At 52.7% G+C, this 16,898-nt stretch carries 16 protein-coding genes and 1 riboswitch; of the genes, 7 read left to right on the top strand and 9 right to left on the bottom strand.

Going from position 1 to position 16,898, the window contains the following annotated elements; all coding sequences use genetic code 11:
• Positions 1-5 precede the first annotated feature (5 nt).
• The 3 genes from KKH3_RS13940 to xseA form a co-directional block, all read right to left on the bottom strand.
• Positions 6-353 carry a protealysin inhibitor emfourin gene (locus KKH3_RS13940; RefSeq protein WP_039360666.1) on the bottom strand — a complete coding sequence of 116 codons (348 nt, stop codon included), beginning with the start codon at positions 351-353 and terminating at the stop codon, positions 6-8.
• On the bottom strand, positions 350-1,393 hold the full coding sequence (locus tag KKH3_RS13935; RefSeq protein ID WP_039360663.1) for a M4 family metallopeptidase: 1,044 nt from the start codon (positions 1,391-1,393) through the stop codon (positions 350-352). The genes KKH3_RS13940 and KKH3_RS13935 overlap by 4 nt, the downstream gene beginning before the upstream one ends.
• Before the next feature lie 229 nt (positions 1,394-1,622).
• Positions 1,623-3,017, bottom strand: a complete 1,395-nt coding sequence (gene xseA, locus KKH3_RS13930) for an exodeoxyribonuclease VII large subunit (protein ID WP_039360660.1) — start codon at positions 3,015-3,017, stop codon at positions 1,623-1,625.
• A gap of 171 nt (positions 3,018-3,188) precedes the next feature.
• Here xseA and guaB point away from each other — a divergent pair, with 171 nt between their 5' ends.
• The gene (gene guaB, locus KKH3_RS13925) at positions 3,189-4,655 is read left to right on the top strand and encodes an IMP dehydrogenase (protein WP_039360657.1); all 1,467 of its coding nucleotides are present in this window, start codon (positions 3,189-3,191) and stop codon (positions 4,653-4,655) included.
• Positions 4,656-4,773: 118 nt separating this feature from the next.
• A complete protein-coding gene (guaA, locus tag KKH3_RS13920) occupies positions 4,774-6,351 on the top strand; it encodes a glutamine-hydrolyzing GMP synthase (protein WP_039360654.1) in 1,578 nt (525 codons plus the stop codon).
• 351 nt (positions 6,352-6,702) lie between these two features.
• Here guaA and KKH3_RS13915 read toward each other — a convergent pair whose 3' ends face one another.
• Positions 6,703-7,104 (bottom strand): nuclear transport factor 2 family protein, encoded by a 402-nt coding sequence (locus KKH3_RS13915; protein ID WP_039360651.1) that lies wholly within the window; start codon positions 7,102-7,104, stop codon positions 6,703-6,705.
• 101 nt (positions 7,105-7,205) lie between these two features.
• Here KKH3_RS13915 and KKH3_RS13910 point away from each other — a divergent pair, with 101 nt between their 5' ends.
• Positions 7,206-7,796, top strand: a complete 591-nt coding sequence (locus KKH3_RS13910) for a TetR/AcrR family transcriptional regulator (protein WP_039360648.1) — start codon at positions 7,206-7,208, stop codon at positions 7,794-7,796.
• A 377-nt stretch (positions 7,797-8,173) separates the two neighbouring features.
• Here the strand turns inward: KKH3_RS13910 and KKH3_RS13905 are convergent, their stop codons facing one another.
• Positions 8,174-8,380 (bottom strand): ester cyclase, encoded by a 207-nt coding sequence (locus KKH3_RS13905; RefSeq protein WP_080756545.1) that lies wholly within the window; start codon positions 8,378-8,380, stop codon positions 8,174-8,176.
• Between the two features lie 336 nt (positions 8,381-8,716).
• On the opposite strand from KKH3_RS13905, the gene KKH3_RS13900 reads away from it, so the two are divergent.
• The gene (locus KKH3_RS13900) at positions 8,717-9,490 is read left to right on the top strand and encodes a DUF3750 domain-containing protein (RefSeq protein ID WP_039360646.1); all 774 of its coding nucleotides are present in this window, start codon (positions 8,717-8,719) and stop codon (positions 9,488-9,490) included.
• 17 nt (positions 9,491-9,507) lie between these two features.
• Here KKH3_RS13900 and KKH3_RS13895 read toward each other — a convergent pair whose 3' ends face one another.
• Positions 9,508-10,410, bottom strand: a complete 903-nt coding sequence (locus KKH3_RS13895; RefSeq protein WP_039360643.1) for a LysR family transcriptional regulator — start codon at positions 10,408-10,410, stop codon at positions 9,508-9,510.
• 219 nt (positions 10,411-10,629) lie between these two features.
• Between KKH3_RS13895 and KKH3_RS13890 the strand changes: the two genes are divergently transcribed.
• Positions 10,630-11,397 (top strand): sulfite exporter TauE/SafE family protein, encoded by a 768-nt coding sequence (locus tag KKH3_RS13890; protein ID WP_039360641.1) that lies wholly within the window; start codon positions 10,630-10,632, stop codon positions 11,395-11,397.
• Positions 11,398-11,633: 236 nt separating this feature from the next.
• On the opposite strand, the gene adhP is transcribed toward KKH3_RS13890, so the two are convergent.
• From adhP to ahr, 3 genes are all read right to left on the bottom strand, one after another.
• Positions 11,634-12,644, bottom strand: a complete 1,011-nt coding sequence (adhP, locus tag KKH3_RS13885) for an alcohol dehydrogenase AdhP (RefSeq protein ID WP_039360638.1) — start codon at positions 12,642-12,644, stop codon at positions 11,634-11,636.
• Between the two features lie 224 nt (positions 12,645-12,868).
• Positions 12,869-13,792 (bottom strand): GGDEF domain-containing protein, encoded by a 924-nt coding sequence (locus KKH3_RS13880; RefSeq protein WP_039360635.1) that lies wholly within the window; start codon positions 13,790-13,792, stop codon positions 12,869-12,871.
• A gap of 153 nt (positions 13,793-13,945) precedes the next feature.
• On the bottom strand, positions 13,946-14,965 hold the full coding sequence (gene ahr, locus KKH3_RS13875) for an NADPH-dependent aldehyde reductase Ahr (RefSeq protein WP_039360632.1): 1,020 nt from the start codon (positions 14,963-14,965) through the stop codon (positions 13,946-13,948).
• Positions 14,966-15,124: 159 nt separating this feature from the next.
• Positions 15,125-15,221, top strand: a riboswitch (TPP riboswitch).
• A 37-nt stretch (positions 15,222-15,258) separates the two neighbouring features.
• Here ahr and thiM point away from each other — a divergent pair.
• Both thiM and thiD read left to right on the top strand, forming a co-directional pair.
• Positions 15,259-16,053 (top strand): hydroxyethylthiazole kinase, encoded by a 795-nt coding sequence (gene thiM / locus KKH3_RS13870; protein ID WP_039360630.1) that lies wholly within the window; start codon positions 15,259-15,261, stop codon positions 16,051-16,053.
• The gene (thiD, locus tag KKH3_RS13865; RefSeq protein ID WP_039360626.1) at positions 16,050-16,853 is read left to right on the top strand and encodes a bifunctional hydroxymethylpyrimidine kinase/phosphomethylpyrimidine kinase; all 804 of its coding nucleotides are present in this window, start codon (positions 16,050-16,052) and stop codon (positions 16,851-16,853) included. The genes thiM and thiD overlap by 4 nt, the downstream gene beginning before the upstream one ends.
• Positions 16,854-16,898: the final 45 nt, after the last annotated feature.

Genomic DNA, 16,898 nt, shown 5'->3' with positions numbered 1-16,898 from the left:
ACCCGTTATGACTCCTGTACGCCGTTGCGCCACAGCTCAGCCAACTCTGATGGCGCACGGTTTTCGGGGATCAGCAGGATAACATCGGTATATTGATTCTGCTGTGGGTGGCAGTAGCTGATGTGGATGCGGTAATAGAACTGGTCACCGCGCCCTGGGCCGTCTGGTTCACCGTGTTCGCGTGCCTGAGGAAAGGCATCACGAATTGCGTTACAAATGCGTTCCCGTTCGGATGACGGTACGCTGGCGAGCGCGAAACGTCGCGGCACCGCCAGCTTGGGGATAAAGGCCAATCCCCCTTCACGCGCCAGCTCAATGATGGCATCGTCGTTAAGCTCTGGCAGCGTCTTCATAAGAACTCCTGCCGAACCTCCACACCTACCGTTTCCCACGACTGCATGACGATATCGGCAACGGTGTGATTAAAACGCTTAGCGGCATGCTGAATGGTGTGGCGCGCGAAAATTTCGAAATCTGCATTTTGTGGCAGCGCTTTATCGCACAGTGTGTCGTACCAGATGCGGCCGGCTTTTTCCCAGGAATGCCCGCCCAGCGCGATGGCCGTCAGATAGAATGCCCGGTTGGGAATGCCTGAGTTCAGGTGTACACCGCCGTTGTCTTCACGCGTGTTCACATATTCGCTCATGTGAGAAGGCTGGGGATCGATACCGAGCAGTTCATCATCATATGCGGTGCCTGGGTGAGACATCGACCGCAGCCCCATCCCGTGAATACCGTCTGCCAGCAGATCGGCACCGATAAACCAGTCCGCCTGCTCAGCGGTTTGCCCCAAATGGTACTGCTTGACCATGGAACCAAAGACGTCGGAAAGTGATTCGTTAAGCGCGCCGGACTGACGAAAATAAATCAGTCCTGCCTCATGTTCGGTAATGCCGTGAGCGAGTTCATGCGCGACCACATCCAGCGCAATCGTGAAGCGATTAAAGATTTTGCCGTCGCCATCTCCGAACACCATCTGCTGCCCGTTCCAGAAGGCATTCTGATAATCCTGACCGTAATGTACTGTACCAGCCAGCGGTAGCCCCTCGGCGTCCAGAGAGTTACGTTGGAAAATTTTCCAGAAGAAATCATAGGTGACGCCCAGATAGTTGTAGGCCTCATCTACGGCGATATCGCCGTTGCTGGGTTGGCCTTCAGCGCGCACCAGCTTGCCGGGCAATTGTTGTTGCTGTTCGGCATCGTGAATGTTGCGATTTACCTGCCCGGCGGATAATTTTTCATGGGGTTCCGGGCGCGCGTTGTGACTGACCATTAATGACTGAACGTGCATCAGCGTCTGTTGCGCGCAGTGGCGCTGCTCGTCTGTGCCGTTTGCGATAATACGATGCAAAATGTAAGGGGGGATCACGCTACAAATCGGTCTGGACTTCATACCTCATCTCCTTGAAAGGCAACCATTGGGGTAACACAGACGATCAATAAAGTTCACTGTCTTTTATCCCATCCGCGTCACCGCGCAGGGTTCGGAACCCGTGCGATGAAAGCGGTGAATATGAATTAGTGAACTGGAAATGAGTATAGTTCAGATGTCAGAGGTAAGAATGGGGGACCGCCGTTGTTTTTAGGATAAATCCCCATTCGCGTGTTTTATGCTGTTCGCGTTATTTTGGCGTCTTAGATGCGGTTTTTTGCCGCTTTTTCGCGGAATTTGAATTCGTCATCAGCGTCGTGACCTGACTTTCTACCCAGCCGTCCTGCAAACGGGTTTTCAGTGTCTCACCGGGTGTGATTTGTGCGACGTTTTTCAGCACCTTGCCGTCTGGTGCGGTGGTGACATTATAGCCGCGCGCCAGCGTTGCGAGCGGGCTAACGCCTTCCAGTCGCGAACAGGCGATGCCTAGCTTCTGCTTGCTCTGATTCAACTGACGTTCCACCGCACTTTGCATCTGATAGCTAAGCTGTTGCAAACGCTGCTGGGCACGATGAATACGGGTTTGCGGCTGCTGTTGCATCAGACGCTGTTGTAAGCGTTCACTCCGGCGTGATATCTGCCGAAGCTGTTGCTGCATGGCATCATCCAGCCGTTGGCGTAATTTGACCAACTGGGCCTGCTGACGTGCCAGCCGCAGCTGTGGATGCTGCTGTTGCAAGCGGTGGTGCAGGCGGGTGAATTCCCGGTTGCGCTGGGCAAGGTAGTAATCCATCGCCATTTCCAGCCGCTGACGCTGGGACTGTATTTGGCGTAACAGCTCCAGTTGGTTACGACTCACTAACTCGGCAGCGGCGGATGGCGTGGGCGCACGCAGGTCACCGACGAAATCGGCGATGGTGACATCGGTTTCATGACCCACAGCGCTGACGATAGGAATGCGGCTGGCGAAAATCGCGCGGGCGACCCGTTCGTCATTAAAACTCCAGAGATCTTCCAGCGAACCGCCGCCGCGCCCGACGATTAACACATCACACTCATCCCGCTGGTTAGCCAACTCGATGGCGCGGACAATTTGTAACGGTGCTTCTGCGCCTTGCACTGATGTGGGATACACGATCACCGGCAGTGATGGATCGCGGCGCTGTAACACCTGCAAGATATCGTGTAGGGCGGCACCGCTGGCTGATGTAATCACACCGACCTGTTTGGCAGGAGAGGGAAGCACTTGCTTAAACTGCTGGTCGAACAGCCCTTCGGCGGCGAGACGTTGCTTGAGCTGTTCAAACTGCTGCTGTAGCAGGCCATCACCTGCGGGCTGCATGCTTTCCGCCAGTAGCTGATAGTCGCCACGGGGTTCATACAGCGTAATGCTCGCCCGAATCAGCACCTGCTGACCGTTTTGCGGGCGGAACGTCACTCTACGGTTGCTGGTACGAAACATCGCGCAGCGCACCTGTGCACGTTCGTCTTTCAGCGTGAAATACCAATGGCCGGATGAGGGCTGAGAAAGGTTGGAGATTTCGCCGGAGAGCCAAATCTGGCCCATTTCCATTTCCAACAGTTGTCTAACCGTCTGATTCAGGCGGCTAACGGTAAAAATTGCAGAGGAGGGAAATTGAGACATTGTGAGCCAGATCAAATTTTAAAACAGTCACTTAATTGATCGATACTACCTACCTGAAACAGGTAATCAAGCATTTTAGTAAAATAATGCTGGAGGCAACCGATTACGCTCTGTATAATGCCACGGCAATATTTTATCTATTCTTACATCCACCTTGGTGAGATATTGCCCATGCTACGTATCGCTAAAGAAGCACTGACGTTTGATGACGTCCTCCTGGTTCCCGCTCATTCTACCGTTCTGCCAAACACTGCCGATCTGTCCACGCAGTTGACGAAAAACATTCGCCTGAATATTCCTATGCTGTCCGCAGCGATGGATACCGTTACCGAATCTGGCCTGGCTATTGCGCTGGCGCAGGAAGGCGGTCTGGGCTTTATTCACAAAAATATGTCCATTGATCGTCAGGCTGAAGAAGTTAGCCGCGTGAAAAAACACGAAAGCGGCGTGGTGGTTGATCCACAGACCGTGACGCCAGAAACCACGCTGCGTGAAATGAAAGAGCTGACCGAGCGCAATGGCTTCGCTGGCTACCCTGTCGTGGCAAAAGACAACGAACTGGTCGGTATCATCACTGGTCGTGACGTGCGTTTTGTGACCGATTTGGAAAAACCGGTTAGCGCGTTCATGACGCCGAAAGAGCGTCTGGTCACCGTTAAAGAAGGCGAAGCGCGTGATGTCGTGCTGCAAAAAATGCACGAAAAACGCGTCGAGAAAGCGCTGGTCGTTGACGACAAATTCCACCTGATCGGCATGATCACGGTAAAAGATTTCCAGAAAGCAGAACGTAAACCGAACGCCTGTAAAGACGAGCACGGCCGCCTGCGCGTTGGCGCAGCGGTTGGTGCGGGTGCGGGTAACGAAGAGCGCGTTGATGCGTTAGTTGCCGCGGGCGTTGACGTACTGCTGATCGACTCCTCACACGGCCATTCCGAAGGTGTATTACAGCGTATTCGTGAAACGCGCGCGAAATACCCGAACCTCGAAATTATCGGCGGCAACGTCGCGACGGGCGCAGGCGCGAAAGCGCTGGTTGAAGCGGGCGTTAGCGCGGTGAAAGTGGGTATCGGCCCTGGCTCTATCTGTACCACCCGTATCGTGACTGGCGTGGGTGTACCGCAAATTACGGCGATTTCCGATGCGGTTGAAGCGCTGGAAGGCACGGGGATTCCGGTCATCGCCGATGGCGGTATCCGCTTCTCCGGCGACATCGCTAAAGCCATCGCGGCAGGCGCAGCCTGTGTCATGGTCGGTTCTATGCTGGCGGGTACGGAAGAATCCCCGGGCGAAATCGAACTGTACCAAGGGCGTTCATTCAAATCCTATCGCGGCATGGGCTCACTGGGCGCGATGTCCAAAGGTTCATCAGACCGTTACTTCCAGACCGATAACGCTGCCGACAAACTGGTGCCGGAAGGTATCGAAGGCCGCGTAGCTTATAAAGGCCGTCTGAAAGAGATCGTTCATCAGCAAATGGGCGGCTTGCGCTCCTGCATGGGTCTGACCGGTTGCGCTACTATCGACGCACTGCGCACGCAGGCTGAGTTTGTACGTATCAGCGGCGCAGGCATTCAGGAAAGCCACGTTCACGACGTTACCATCACTAAAGAGTCACCGAACTACCGTATGGGTTCATAAGGTGATTTAACGCTATAAACCCTGTACTATTTTGCGCCGCTCTGCCTTTGCGTAAGGCTGAGCGGTTAGCTGGGTTTACTTTTCGCTTTTGTCTTTTGCTTTTTGGAACATGCTCCTCATGACTCAAAACATTCATCAACACCGCATTCTTATTCTGGATTTCGGCTCGCAGTACACGCAATTGGTGGCACGTCGCGTGCGTGAGCTGGGCGTTTACTGTGAACTGTGGGCATGGGATGTCACGGAAGCACAGATTCGCGGGTTTAATCCGAACGGGATCATCCTGTCCGGTGGCCCGGAAAGCACCACTGAGTTTGGCAGCCCGCGTGCGCCAGAATACGTGTTCAATGCTGGCGTACCGGTATTAGGCGTGTGCTATGGCATGCAGACGATGGCGATGCAACTGGGCGGCCACGTTGAAGGTTCCAACGAGCGTGAGTTTGGTTATGCGCAGGTGGAAGTTAAAACGGATAGCGCGCTGGTGCGTGATATTCAGGATGCGTTGAGCGCCGCTGGCGCACCGCTGCTGGATGTCTGGATGAGCCACGGTGACAAAGTAACGGCTATCCCAGAAGGGTTTGAGACCGTTGCCAGCACTGATACCTGTCCGTTTGCCATTATGGCGAACGAAGAGAAGCGTTTTTACGGCGTGCAGTTCCACCCGGAAGTGACGCACACCCGTCAGGGTCAGCGCATGTTAGAACGTTTTGTTCTTGATATCTGCCAGTGTGAAGCCCTGTGGACGCCAGCCAAGATTATCGACGATGCGGTGAACCGTATTCGTGAGCAGGTTGGCAACGATCAGGTGATTTTGGGCCTGTCTGGCGGCGTGGATTCTTCCGTCACCGCAATGCTGCTGCACCGTGCGATTGGCGATCGTCTGACCTGCGTGTTTGTTGATAACGGCCTGCTGCGCCTGAACGAAGCCGATCAGGTGCTGGAAATGTTCGGCGATCATTTCGGTCTGAACATTGTGCATGTGGCGGCGGAAAATCGCTTCCTGGGCGAACTGGCTGGCGAAAACGATCCAGAAGCCAAGCGTAAAATCATCGGTCGCGTGTTTGTTGAAGTGTTCGATGAAGAAGCCAGTAAGCAAGCTGATGTGAAATGGTTGGCGCAAGGTACCATCTACCCAGACGTGATCGAATCTGCGGCTTCTGCGACTGGCAAAGCGCATGTGATCAAGTCCCACCACAACGTGGGTGGCCTGCCGAAAGAGATGAAGCTGGGTCTGGTTGAGCCGCTGAAAGAGCTGTTCAAAGACGAAGTGCGTAAGATCGGTCTGGAACTGGGTCTGCCGTACAACATGCTGTACCGTCACCCGTTCCCTGGCCCAGGTCTGGGCGTGCGCGTGCTGGGTGAAGTGAAGAAAGAATACTGTGACCTGCTGCGTCGTGCGGATGCGATCTTCATCGAAGAACTGCACAAAGCTGACCTGTACAACAAAGTCAGTCAGGCATTCACCGTCTTCCTGCCGGTTCGTTCCGTGGGCGTGATGGGCGATGGCCGTAAATACGATTGGGTTGTCTCGCTGCGTGCGGTAGAAACCATCGACTTTATGACCGCGCACTGGGCACACCTGCCATACGACTTCTTAGGCCGCGTATCCAACCGCATCATCAACGAAGTCGACGGCATCTCCCGCGTGGTTTACGACGTGTCGGGTAAGCCACCAGCCACGATTGAGTGGGAATGATTTCGCGTCTTGCAACAGCCTGCACGTAAAAGCAGTAAAGTACTTCTAAGCCCGCGTAACTGCGGGTTTTTTGCTGTTTAGCCTAAACTATCTGACAAATTTTCGTATCATCAAGTATTCAGTTCCAAGAACAAGATCGCGGCTTCCAATACTCAGGAACAAATACTTTGAAGACTTCAGGTAAAAGAAGCCTGCTAATCGCCTGACTTACGGCATTACCAAGCTACAATGCCGACGAATTGGCTATCTGCAAGGTTGAGAACAAGCTATATGACCGGTTAAAGAACTGTGGTTGATATTTACGAACCCAAAGTGGCTAAGGTATACCCTTATTTGTGTGTGCTAGTGCAATTATATGGCGGCTTTTGCCACAGCGAAACTATCTTCGAAAAGACGAAACCGGACGATTTCGCCATTTTCTACAGTGAAGTCGAAGCAAAATTCTGACTCGATCAGTTTACCCGTTCGTAAAATGCGAGAGGCAAGCTCTCCGAGCACGACAACCCGATTGCCTCGTGTCAGGATTTCGTGCACTTCGAAAGATTCTGATGCGATCTGTTCCTTGATCTGCGTGTAAAACTCCGCAGCTCCGGCTTTTCCTATCTTGCGACCAATCCAGGGTACAATGCTTGTGTCGCCAGCCACAAACCAATCGACCTGTTCGCTGACGAGTTCCGCGATCCTTTCGACTGGGTCGTTTGATCCGGTACGGCGAAAGAATTCTTCGACAACAGCGCCGGGGGAAATACTCATTATATGATCCTTTTTTGTAGTAAGATTTAAATAAATGCTATTGTCTACAAAAGCTCAGGTCAATAGAATATTGTAGTAAAAATTAAAAAAAGGAAGACGTAATGGCTCAACGTGGTCGCCCGCGCGCTTTTGAGCGGGACAAAGCCCTTCATGCGATGATGGAGGTGTTCTGGGCGCGCGGCTATGAAGGGGCGCAATTGGTCGATCTCACGGCAGCAGCTGGCATTGCCCCTCCCAGCTTTTATGCAGCCTTCGGTTCCAAAGAAGAAGCCTTTTGTGAATCGGTGGATTACTACATTACAACGGTCGGTGCAATACCGATGCAAGAATTAGACAATGCTGCAAACCTGAATGAAGGCTTGTTGCGCATGTTTCAAGCCAGTATTGATATTGCTTTATCCATGCGCCCCGGTGGCTGTCTACTAATTCTTGGGGTCGTGAACTGCCTAACGGAGAATGAGGCGGCACGGACGCATCTCAAAGCTGCGCGAGATAAGACGCGTGAACTCATACATACGCGTCTTAAACATGCTCGTGCTGCTGGAGAACTTTCCCCTGACTGCGACATTCAGCAACGCTCAGCGTTCATACATGGCATCATGCAAATGATCTCATTTCAAGCGAGGGACGGTGCAACCCGAGATGAGCTTGAAGCCTTGGTTGCTCTTGCACTTGGCTCTCTAGCTCTGTAACACGATAGGTGGCCGTAACCAGTGAAGAGACCGTTAACTAAGATGAAAAATGTACTGCTTCATTCTACTTTATGTGATGGTTTTTTTAGATTCTTGATAAAGAAATAATGTGACTCTCCAGGTGAGGGCGAGTTTTCAACTTTTTCAATAACTTTATATCCTTTCTTCCCATAAGAACCGGGAGCATTGAAGCTCATTGGCTCCAAATAGACGAAGATACAGCCTTCTTCTAAGGCAATTTTTCAGCTTCAGCTAGCAACTGACCTACTATGCCTTTTCCGTGGTAACGATCTTTATATTTACTTGTTTTTTATTGCATGACTTGTCCGAGTTAATGTGATTTAACTCGGGCAACCGGGGAATTCGAGTACAGCCAATCAGGCGGTTTCTGCTGCTTTTAATCCATCAAAGTTTTCAAAGTGCCAGGTTTCTTTGATGCGGCCTTCCTCAATACGGTGCATATTCATACCTATGAAACGAACAGACTTGCCGGAGGCTTTCCAATGGTCGAAATCGTTGATATGTCGGCCACTCATGGTTATTCGGCAAACGATCAAATCATTCTCGGCAACGACAGCGTCTATACACTAAATACTTCAAGCTGCTTGTGCGTTGGCCGCCCTTACTCACCCCAGTCACTTACCTGAGTAAGCTCCCGAGATTCGCTCGGTTGCTGTCTTCACGCAACTCGAATTATTTAGGGTATAGAATGTGACATCAATGCTGAGAATAAAAGGAAACGTTTTACTTGATATCCCTCACGCAACGTAAAAATAGGTCAATGTTTCACCCAATCTCTTAACCTCGCTGCCAACTGGCAGTAAACTAGCGGAATGATTGTTTGACCGATTTTCACTGTGGGCGCCCGTCCGCAGGCGTATCGATTCTTTTCCATCTCTTTTCTGTGAGCTATTTGGCCTATGACGTACCTCAAATTCTTGGGGATTGGGTTTATTTGTGTGCTGTTGCTGTCTTTTTGGCAAAGCTGGGCGCAGTCAACGCGCAACGGCGAAACGTTCAATGGACAAAGCTGGTGGTCTGCCAAGCGTGATTCTTCCGGCTTGGCACCGAACCCTGTGCAATTTCGCCAGACGGCTATCGTGCAGGTTTATGCTGCGCCGACTTACGGCTGGCGCGGGTTGGTGGCGGTACACCCGTGGATCATTTTCAAGAAAGCGGGGGAAACCCAATATCGCCGTTATGAGGTCGTGAGGTGGGGGAGCGATAACGTCGTCCGTCTTAACCGTTCGGTGGCCGATGCGTATTGGTATGGCGCGAAACCGAAGCTGTTGGTGGAGCACCGTGGCGATAAGGCGGAAGCCATGATCCCGCAGATTGAGGCCGCGATCAAAAGCTATCCGTGGCCGAATACCTACCACGCCTGGCCGGGGCCGAATAGCAATACGTTTTTGGCGCACATTGGCCGCGAAGTGCCCGCACTCAAGCTGGATATGCCAGCTAATGCCATTGGTAAAGATTACCGCCCGATCTCGCGCCCGGTTGGGCTGTCGCCATCGGGAAGCGGCGTGCAGATCTCACTGCTAGGCGTGTTGGGTATCACGATGGGTATTGAAGAGGGGATTGAGGCCAACATTCTGGGGCTGAACATGGGCGTGGATATGAACCCGCCCGCGCTGCGTTTACCCTTTGTTGGTCGCCTCGGCTATGAGAAAACAGGTAGCGAAGAGGGATAAGGGCAGGTCTTCACCTTTTATGCGCCGCACTGCCGCAGATGTGTCAGCAGATTAGCGACTTCGGGCTGCAATGTTGCGCCGGATTTCACGCCTAGCCAGAGCTGGCGTGACGCCCACTCGTCGGTGAGGTTGATGGCGCGTAACCCGGTGCCGAGTACGCCTTGGCGAATTGCCCCTTCCGGCAAGACGCTGATCCCCAGCCCTGCTTCGATCATGCGACAAATGCCGTCAAAGCTGCTGACCTGCACCCGCAGGCGCAGCACTCTCCCCAGCTCATCCGAAGCGTCTTTCAGCTGTTTTAGCAACGAGCTGCCGTTATTGAGGCCGACATAGTCGTAGCCCAGCGTGTCGTTGAAGCTGACTTCTGGTCTTGCGGAAAGCGGGTGCTGGGGTGGAACGAGTACGACAAGTTTGTCCTGACGATAAGGAATCTTCTCGACTCCCTGCGAGCCGACATTGTCAGCGAAGATGCCGATATCGGCTTCTCCCATCGCGAGTGCCGTCACCACGGTCTTACTGAGCTTTTCCTCCAGGTTAATACGAATGAGCGGCCGGGCCAGAAGGAATGACGCCAGATCTTGCGGGAGAAACTGAATAATCGCCGAGGTGTTCGCCCACATGTGTACGTGGCCGCGCACGCCAACGGCGTAGTCATTCATTTCACTCGCCATGCGCTCCACGTTGCTTAGCACATTACCTGCAAGATTCACTAATTCCTTGCCTGCCGGAGTTAGCGTTAGGCCGCGCGGCATGCGGATAAATAGCGCACAGTCCACGGTACGCTCCAGTTCGGCGATGCGTTTACTTAAAGCCGAAAGCGTAATGTGGAATTTTTCTGCGGCTTTGGTCAGGCTGCCGGTTTGGGCAACTTGCAAAAAGATGCGGAGCGACTGGAGGTCAAAATGCGTAGGGTTAATCATTAGCTATCGAGAGTCCTCAGCAGGGCAGAAAAGCAGGGCGTATTGATACCGCGCAGTATGCGGGTACATTTCTTATGTCACGCTGTAATTTAGCACAGCAGATGGTTTTCCTGACAGGAAAGGGTCATTGAGTATTCAGGGATTATCAAAATGCGGCTCTGCGCCTAGGATGGCGTTGTCCTCTCTCTATTTTTGCCCGATGGGTGACTTGGTTACGTTATGTTTAGCTTAATGATGTTCAGCGATATGTTGTTGTGTTTGCTTTTGGGGATCGGGCTGGGATTTTGCGGAGGAATGTTGGGGATTGGCGGTGGGCTGATCGCGATTCCGATTCTGGGCGTGCTCTTTGGGATGGATCAGCATATGGCACAGGGAACTGCGCTGGTGATGATTACGCCTAACGTGCTGATTGGTTTTCTACGCTATCGTCAGCGTAACCGCATTGATACGCGGGTGGCGTTGACCATGTGTGTTTTTGCGACGGGGTCTGCCTACTTTGCCGCTCACATGGCGTCATCGATTGATGTTCACAACCTCCAGCGTGCGTTTGCCACTTTTCTGTTGGTGCTGGCGACGTACTATATGTGGCAGTGGTATAGCAAGAAGCGAAGCCAAAAGCCGGAGATGGCGCTATCGCCCAAATATCTGCCGTTGATTGGTGTGGCGAGTGGGTTTATATCCGGTATTTTTACCGTTGGCGGTGGTCTGGTGGTGGTGCCAGTGCTGGTTACCCTGTTTGCCTTTGCACAAACGCAGGCGCAGGGAATGGCGTTAATTCTCGTCGTGCCGGGCGCACTGGCGGCGCTACTGTCTTATTCGCAAGCGGGTAATGTTGACTGGAGTATCGGTTTACCACTGGCGCTGGGGGGGATCATCAGCGTGTCCTGGGGTGTCGCGGTGGCTCATAAACTTCCGGTCGCTTATTTGCGCGGCGCGTTTTGTCTAATGCTGGTCGGCGTGGGTATCACTATGCTGGTGCTGAAATAATGACGTGAGCCATCATATTTATCGCTCTTAATTCCTATGTATTCCGCTCTACGAAAAGGTGCGCCACGAATACGTCACCAAGAACCCGTGGGAAATGGCCTTTTTCACGCGTCCTGACATCGAGGTGTACCCTATTAAAAGTAAGCAGCTTGTGTGCTCTGGTAATACGCAAGCGCTTGGCTAAATATAAAAAATGGGATAGCGCAGTGCTATCCCGTTTATATTCAAAACGCCGTTTACATTGACAGATCAATTACCATGCGACCTGTAATTTTTCCGCCTTTCATTTCAGCGAAAATAGCGTTGATGTCTTTCAGCGGGCGACGAGTCACTTTCGGTTTCACTTTCCCTTCTGCCGCAAACTGGAATGCTTCTTTCAGGTCTTCACGCGTGCCAACCAGCGATCCTACTACCTGAATGCCATCCAGCACCAGACGCGGAATATTCAAATCCATGGATTCCGGTGGCAGGCCGACGGCAACAAGGCGTCCGCCCGCGCGAAGGGCATCGACTGCGGAGTTAAATGCTGCACGGGCAACGGCAGTGACTACGGCTGAATGCGCGCCGCCCACTTTTTCCTGAATGATTTTTGCAGCATCTTCCTTCGCAGGGTTAATGACCAGATCCGCGCCCATCTCTTTGGCAAAAGCTAATTGGGCGTCGTTGACATCAATCGCGATGACCTTCGCATTAAAGACATTTTTGGCGTATTGCAGCGCCAGATTCCCCAATCCGCCCAGACCATAAATGGCGATCCATTGTCCTGGTTTGATTTGTGAGATTTTTACCGCTTTGTAGGTTGTCACGCCCGCACAGGTAATACTGCTGGCAGCGGCAGAGTCCAGACCATCCGGCACTTTTACTGCGTAATCGGCAACGACGATGCACTCTTCTGCCATTCCGCCATCAACAGAGTAGCCCGCGTTTTTTACTTCGCGACACAGGGTTTCGTTACCGCTATTACAATATTCACAGTGGCCGCAGCCCTGATAGAACCAGGCCACGCTGGCGCGATCGCCGGGCTTCAGTGAGGTCACTCCCGGACCCACTTCTTTGACGATGCCAATGCCCTCATGGCCAAGCGTGATGCCGGTAACGTCGCCAAAATCCCCGTCTTTAACGTGCAGATCGGTGTGGCAAACGCCACAGCACTCCATGCTTAGCAGGGCTTCGCCGTGCTGGAGGGGGCGCAGTTTTTTATCCTGAATCTCAACGGAATGATCCTTTGTAACGATGGCTGCTTTCATTCGTCTTCCTTTCACTGAATGTTTTGTGGAGGTTATGTTTTCGGTTCTACCTATAAAAAAGTACACCCTGGTCAGTGAGTTGATTAATCAGGAAGTGTTTAATTTTGTTACAGAATGATAGGTGGCAAGCAGGGGGCGCCGTTGTGGAAATGAGTAGGGTTTATGATAATTCAGGGAGGGGGGCGCGTCCGTGCGGCCGTGTTATTGGTATGGCGAGAGGCGAACTACGACGTTTTTTCCTTCGGTTCCAGAGCCCATTCTACCTTGCCTTTACCGGTATTTTTGGCTTGGTAAAGCGCGACATCCACACGTTTCATAAAGTGTTCGGTGGGTTCGTGAGGCTGTTTTTTACCCGCCCCAATGCTGACAGAAAGGTGGTGCATATTCTTGATAATGATTTTGTTCGCATTTTTTAGCACTTCTCTTGCCAGCTTCTCTGCCCGATTCTGTGTTCCGGCATACAGAATAATCGCGAACTCTTCGCCTCCGATTCGGGTTGCGACGATCTCACTGTTATCGAAACGGGAAAGAATATGACCAAATTTGCTTAATATTTCGTCGCCTTTCGTATGTCCATATTTATCATTAATGACTTTGAAATTGTCGATATCGATAATAAATAAATAGGGTGTTTTCGCTTCGAGCTTTTTTAATTCGTTAATAAAAAACCGACGATTAGGAAGCTGTGTGAGTTCATCGCTAAATGACTGTATTCTGGCTTCGACATACTTATTATTGATTTGTTGTATCAGGGTATAGACACCGAATCCAACGCCAAACATACCAATAATTCTCAGCATGTCCTCAACATAATACCCAACCAGCTTAGGCTGATAGATAAATTCATCCATGAAGTCAAACGTGGCTGAGCCTATCCAGACATGGAGCCCGAGGCGAATGGATAAGGCTGAAGTATGGTTAAGGGATATTTTACTGGTGCATGACAAGATAAAAAAAAGAAAAATCAGCGCAATCGAATCGGTATAAACCCCCGGATTATTGTGTAACTGCTCCTGAAAGTTGCGCGGCTTGAAGAACAGGAGATTAAATATAATGATTAATACCGATAATAAAAGGGCAAATCTTACTGACGAGGATGTCTTCTTATTTTTATCAATGAAGTCGTGGTCATACTCTTTAAAAGGCATTGTGGATCTCCTCTTGCATCACTTTCCAATCCTATCATGAAATTTGTTGAATGCATTCAGTAGCGTGGTGCCGACCGGTGTGGTCCAGAGAATGACGATAATCTGACTCATGGGTAAAAAGCAGACGCCCGATCGCTCAGGCGTCTTTACCGATTAAAAATCGGCTTTCAGTACAACACGGTAACGGGCTTTGCCGTCACGTACGTGCTGGATGGCATCATTGATTTTCGACATCGGGAACAGTTCCGTCTGCGGCTTCACGTTGGCACGTGCGGCGAGCTTCATCAGAGAACGCAGCTCATGCGGTGAACCAGTAGAAGAACCAGAAACGCTGCGGTCACCCGCGATAAGCGTGAAAGCCGGAACGCTGAATGGCTTCATCACTGCGCCGACGGTATGGAATTTCCCGTTATAAGCGAGCGCGTTGAAGTAGGGCTGCCATTCCAGATCGACACTCACGGTGTTGATGATCAGATCGAACTGGCCTGCCAGAGCGGTCAGCGCCTGCGGATCGCGGCTGTTGACGACTTTATCGGCACCCATGGCCAGTACTTCCTGCTCTTTCGCCGGGTTCGAACTGAATGCTGTGACTTCACAACCCATGGCGTGCAGGAGCTTAATCGCGATATGTCCCAGGCCGCCGATACCGATCACGCCGACGCGGCTGGTTGCGGTGACATGGTGCATTAACAGCGGTTTGAAGACGGTGATGCCGCCGCACAGCAACGGACCTGCTGATTCGATATCAATGGTGTCAGGGAGTGGGATAGCCCACTGCCAGTTCGCGCGGATCTTATCGGCAAAACCGCCTTTATTCAGGATGGTCGGCACGCTGCCTTGCTGACAGTTAGTTTGACTGCCGCTGATACAGGCATCGCAGTGCCCACAGCTGCGCGCTGTCCAGCCAATACCGACGCGCTGACCAACCTTTAATCCTTTGCTTTTCGCCGCGTCACCCAGCGCGTGTACACGGCCAATCACTTCATGCCCGGCAACCAGCGGATAGTTCGACATGCCCCATTCGTTATCGATCATCGACAGATCGGAATGGCATACGCCGCAGTAATCAACCACGACTTCAACGTCTTCTGCCTGTAGTTCACCTGCATCAAACTCATACAACTCCAGCGCTGCCCCTGCTTCCGGCGCGGCATAACTCTTGATTATCGTCATCACAATTTCCTCCGTATGGGTTTGATTAGCCAGTCTAAAGGGTTATGGCATTTTTCTCTATGTCACAATGTGCCTGTGGTTTTTCATTTTGTGTCGGGGAGCGTCGCACGGGCGATGGCTTGCTTTACTGGCGTCACTTACTTATGCTGCGAAGTCTAAGTACATGACTCGGGGTGCCCTTCTTTGTGAAGGCTGAGAAATACCCGTACCACCTGATCTGGATAATGCCAGCGTAGGGAAGTCACGGTATGCCCCACCGGTTGCCGCCTTCTTCCACGCCGGTTGGGAGACCTATGAACATTCGACCTGCCGACTTTTCTGCCGCTCAGGCAGCAATCTCACTCACTCAATTCCGTTCTGCTTCGCCGCTGGTGCACTGCCTGACCAACGATGTGGTGCAATCTTTTACTGCCAATGTGCTGCTGGCGCTGAATGCGTCGCCTGCGATGGTGATCGATCCCGAAGAAGCCGCACAGTTCAGCGCGGTGGCGGATGCGTTGCTAATTAATGTCGGCACGCTGGAGCGCACGCGCGCTGAGGCGATGCGAGCGGCGGTAAACAGCGCGCATCAGGCGGGTACGCCGTGGGTGCTCGATCCGGTTGCCGTTGGTGGGTTGACCTTCCGGAGTGAATTTTGTCGGGAATTGCTGGCGTGGAAACCCGCGGCGATTCGTGGCAATGCATCTGAAATCATGGCGCTAGCGGGGTTAGCTGTACAAGGCCGTGGCGTGGATAGCGCCGATGATTCGCTGGCGGCGCTCCCTGCTGCGCGTGAACTGGCACGAGAGGTGGGGACGATTGTTGCGGTGACCGGCGCGGTGGATTATGTCACGGACGGTGAACGTGATATTGCGGTAAGCGGCGGCGATAGCATGATGACGCGCGTGGTTGGCACGGGCTGTGCGCTGTCGGCAGTCGTGGCCGGTTTCTGCTCTTTGGAGGGGGACCGTTTATCCCACGTAGCGGCGGCATGCTATGTCATGGCGTTAGCGGGGCAGCAGGCGGCTTCGGCGTCGCAAGGAACGGGGAGTTTTATCCCCAACTTCCTCGACAGACTCTATACTCTGCGCGCGGAGGATCTGGCATGAAGCGTATCAATGCGTTGACGATTGCGGGCACCGATCCGAGCGGCGGTGCGGGAATTCAGGCGGATTTAAAAGCGTTTTCCGCGCTGGGTGCTTACGGCACGTCGGTCATTACCGCGCTGGTGGCGCAAAATACGCGTGGCGTGCAGTCCGTCTACCGGATTGAGCCGGATTTTGTCGCGGCGCAGCTGGATTCCGTGCTGAGCGATGTGCGTATCGACAGCGCTAAGATTGGCATGCTGGCGCAGACCGATATCGTCGATGCGGTTGCCGAGCGCCTGCGTCATTACGCTGTGCCTTTCGTGGTGTTAGATACGGTAATGCTGGCGAAAAGTGGCGATCCGCTACTCGCGCCCGAGGCGGTGGAATCGATCCGTCGTGAACTGCTGCCGCTGGTTTCCCTGATTACGCCCAATCTGCCGGAAGCCGCGGCGTTGCTGAATACGTCACCTGCTACCAACGAGTGGGAAATGCGTGAGCAGGGCGAAGCGTTGCTGGCGATGGGGTGCCAGGCGGTGCTGATGAAAGGCGGCCATCTTAGCGAAGCGGAAAGCCCGGACTGGCTGTTCAGCTGTGAGGGCGAACCACAGCGTTTTAGCTCCCCACGCGTGAATACACGCCATACGCACGGCACCGGCTGCACGCTGTCTGCCGCACTGGCCGCGCTGCGACCACGTCACGATAGCTGGGGCGAGACGGTCAAGGTAGCGAAAGACTATTTACAGCAGGCGTTACAGCAGGCCGACACGCTGGAGGTTGGGCACGGAATCGGCCCCGTACACCATTTCCACCGCTGGTGGTAAAACGCCCATGCAGCCTGAAGTATGACGGGTATAAGTAAATTGACT

It is taken from the genome of Pectobacterium actinidiae, from assembly GCF_000803315.1.
Lineage (GTDB): Bacteria > Pseudomonadota > Gammaproteobacteria > Enterobacterales > Enterobacteriaceae > Pectobacterium > Pectobacterium actinidiae.
This window is presented reverse-complemented; position numbering and strand designations above follow the sequence as displayed.

Excerpts from the sequence above, each read along its gene's own strand:
- KKH3_RS13880 (WP_039360635.1), bottom strand. The coding sequence starts at position 13,792 with ATGCCTTTTAAAGAGTATGACCACGACTTCATTGATAAAAATAAGAAG.
- thiD (WP_039360626.1), top strand. The coding sequence starts at position 16,050 with ATGAAGCGTATCAATGCGTTGACGATTGCGGGCACCGATCCGAGCGGC.
- KKH3_RS13940 (WP_039360666.1), bottom strand. The coding sequence starts at position 353 with ATGAAGACGCTGCCAGAGCTTAACGACGATGCCATCATTGAGCTGGCG.
- xseA (WP_039360660.1), bottom strand. The coding sequence starts at position 3,017 with ATGTCTCAATTTCCCTCCTCTGCAATTTTTACCGTTAGCCGCCTGAAT.
- KKH3_RS13915 (WP_039360651.1), bottom strand. The coding sequence starts at position 7,104 with ATGAGTATTTCCCCCGGCGCTGTTGTCGAAGAATTCTTTCGCCGTACC.
- thiM (WP_039360630.1), top strand. The coding sequence starts at position 15,259 with ATGAACATTCGACCTGCCGACTTTTCTGCCGCTCAGGCAGCAATCTCA.
- KKH3_RS13890 (WP_039360641.1), top strand. The coding sequence starts at position 10,630 with ATGTTTAGCTTAATGATGTTCAGCGATATGTTGTTGTGTTTGCTTTTG.
- adhP (WP_039360638.1), bottom strand. The coding sequence starts at position 12,644 with ATGAAAGCAGCCATCGTTACAAAGGATCATTCCGTTGAGATTCAGGAT.
- KKH3_RS13935 (WP_039360663.1), bottom strand. The coding sequence starts at position 1,393 with ATGAAGTCCAGACCGATTTGTAGCGTGATCCCCCCTTACATTTTGCAT.
- ahr (WP_039360632.1), bottom strand. The coding sequence starts at position 14,965 with ATGACGATAATCAAGAGTTATGCCGCGCCGGAAGCAGGGGCAGCGCTG.
- KKH3_RS13900 (WP_039360646.1), top strand. The coding sequence starts at position 8,717 with ATGACGTACCTCAAATTCTTGGGGATTGGGTTTATTTGTGTGCTGTTG.
- KKH3_RS13895 (WP_039360643.1), bottom strand. The coding sequence starts at position 10,410 with ATGATTAACCCTACGCATTTTGACCTCCAGTCGCTCCGCATCTTTTTG.
- guaA (WP_039360654.1), top strand. The coding sequence starts at position 4,774 with ATGACTCAAAACATTCATCAACACCGCATTCTTATTCTGGATTTCGGC.
- KKH3_RS13910 (WP_039360648.1), top strand. The coding sequence starts at position 7,206 with ATGGCTCAACGTGGTCGCCCGCGCGCTTTTGAGCGGGACAAAGCCCTT.
- guaB (WP_039360657.1), top strand. The coding sequence starts at position 3,189 with ATGCTACGTATCGCTAAAGAAGCACTGACGTTTGATGACGTCCTCCTG.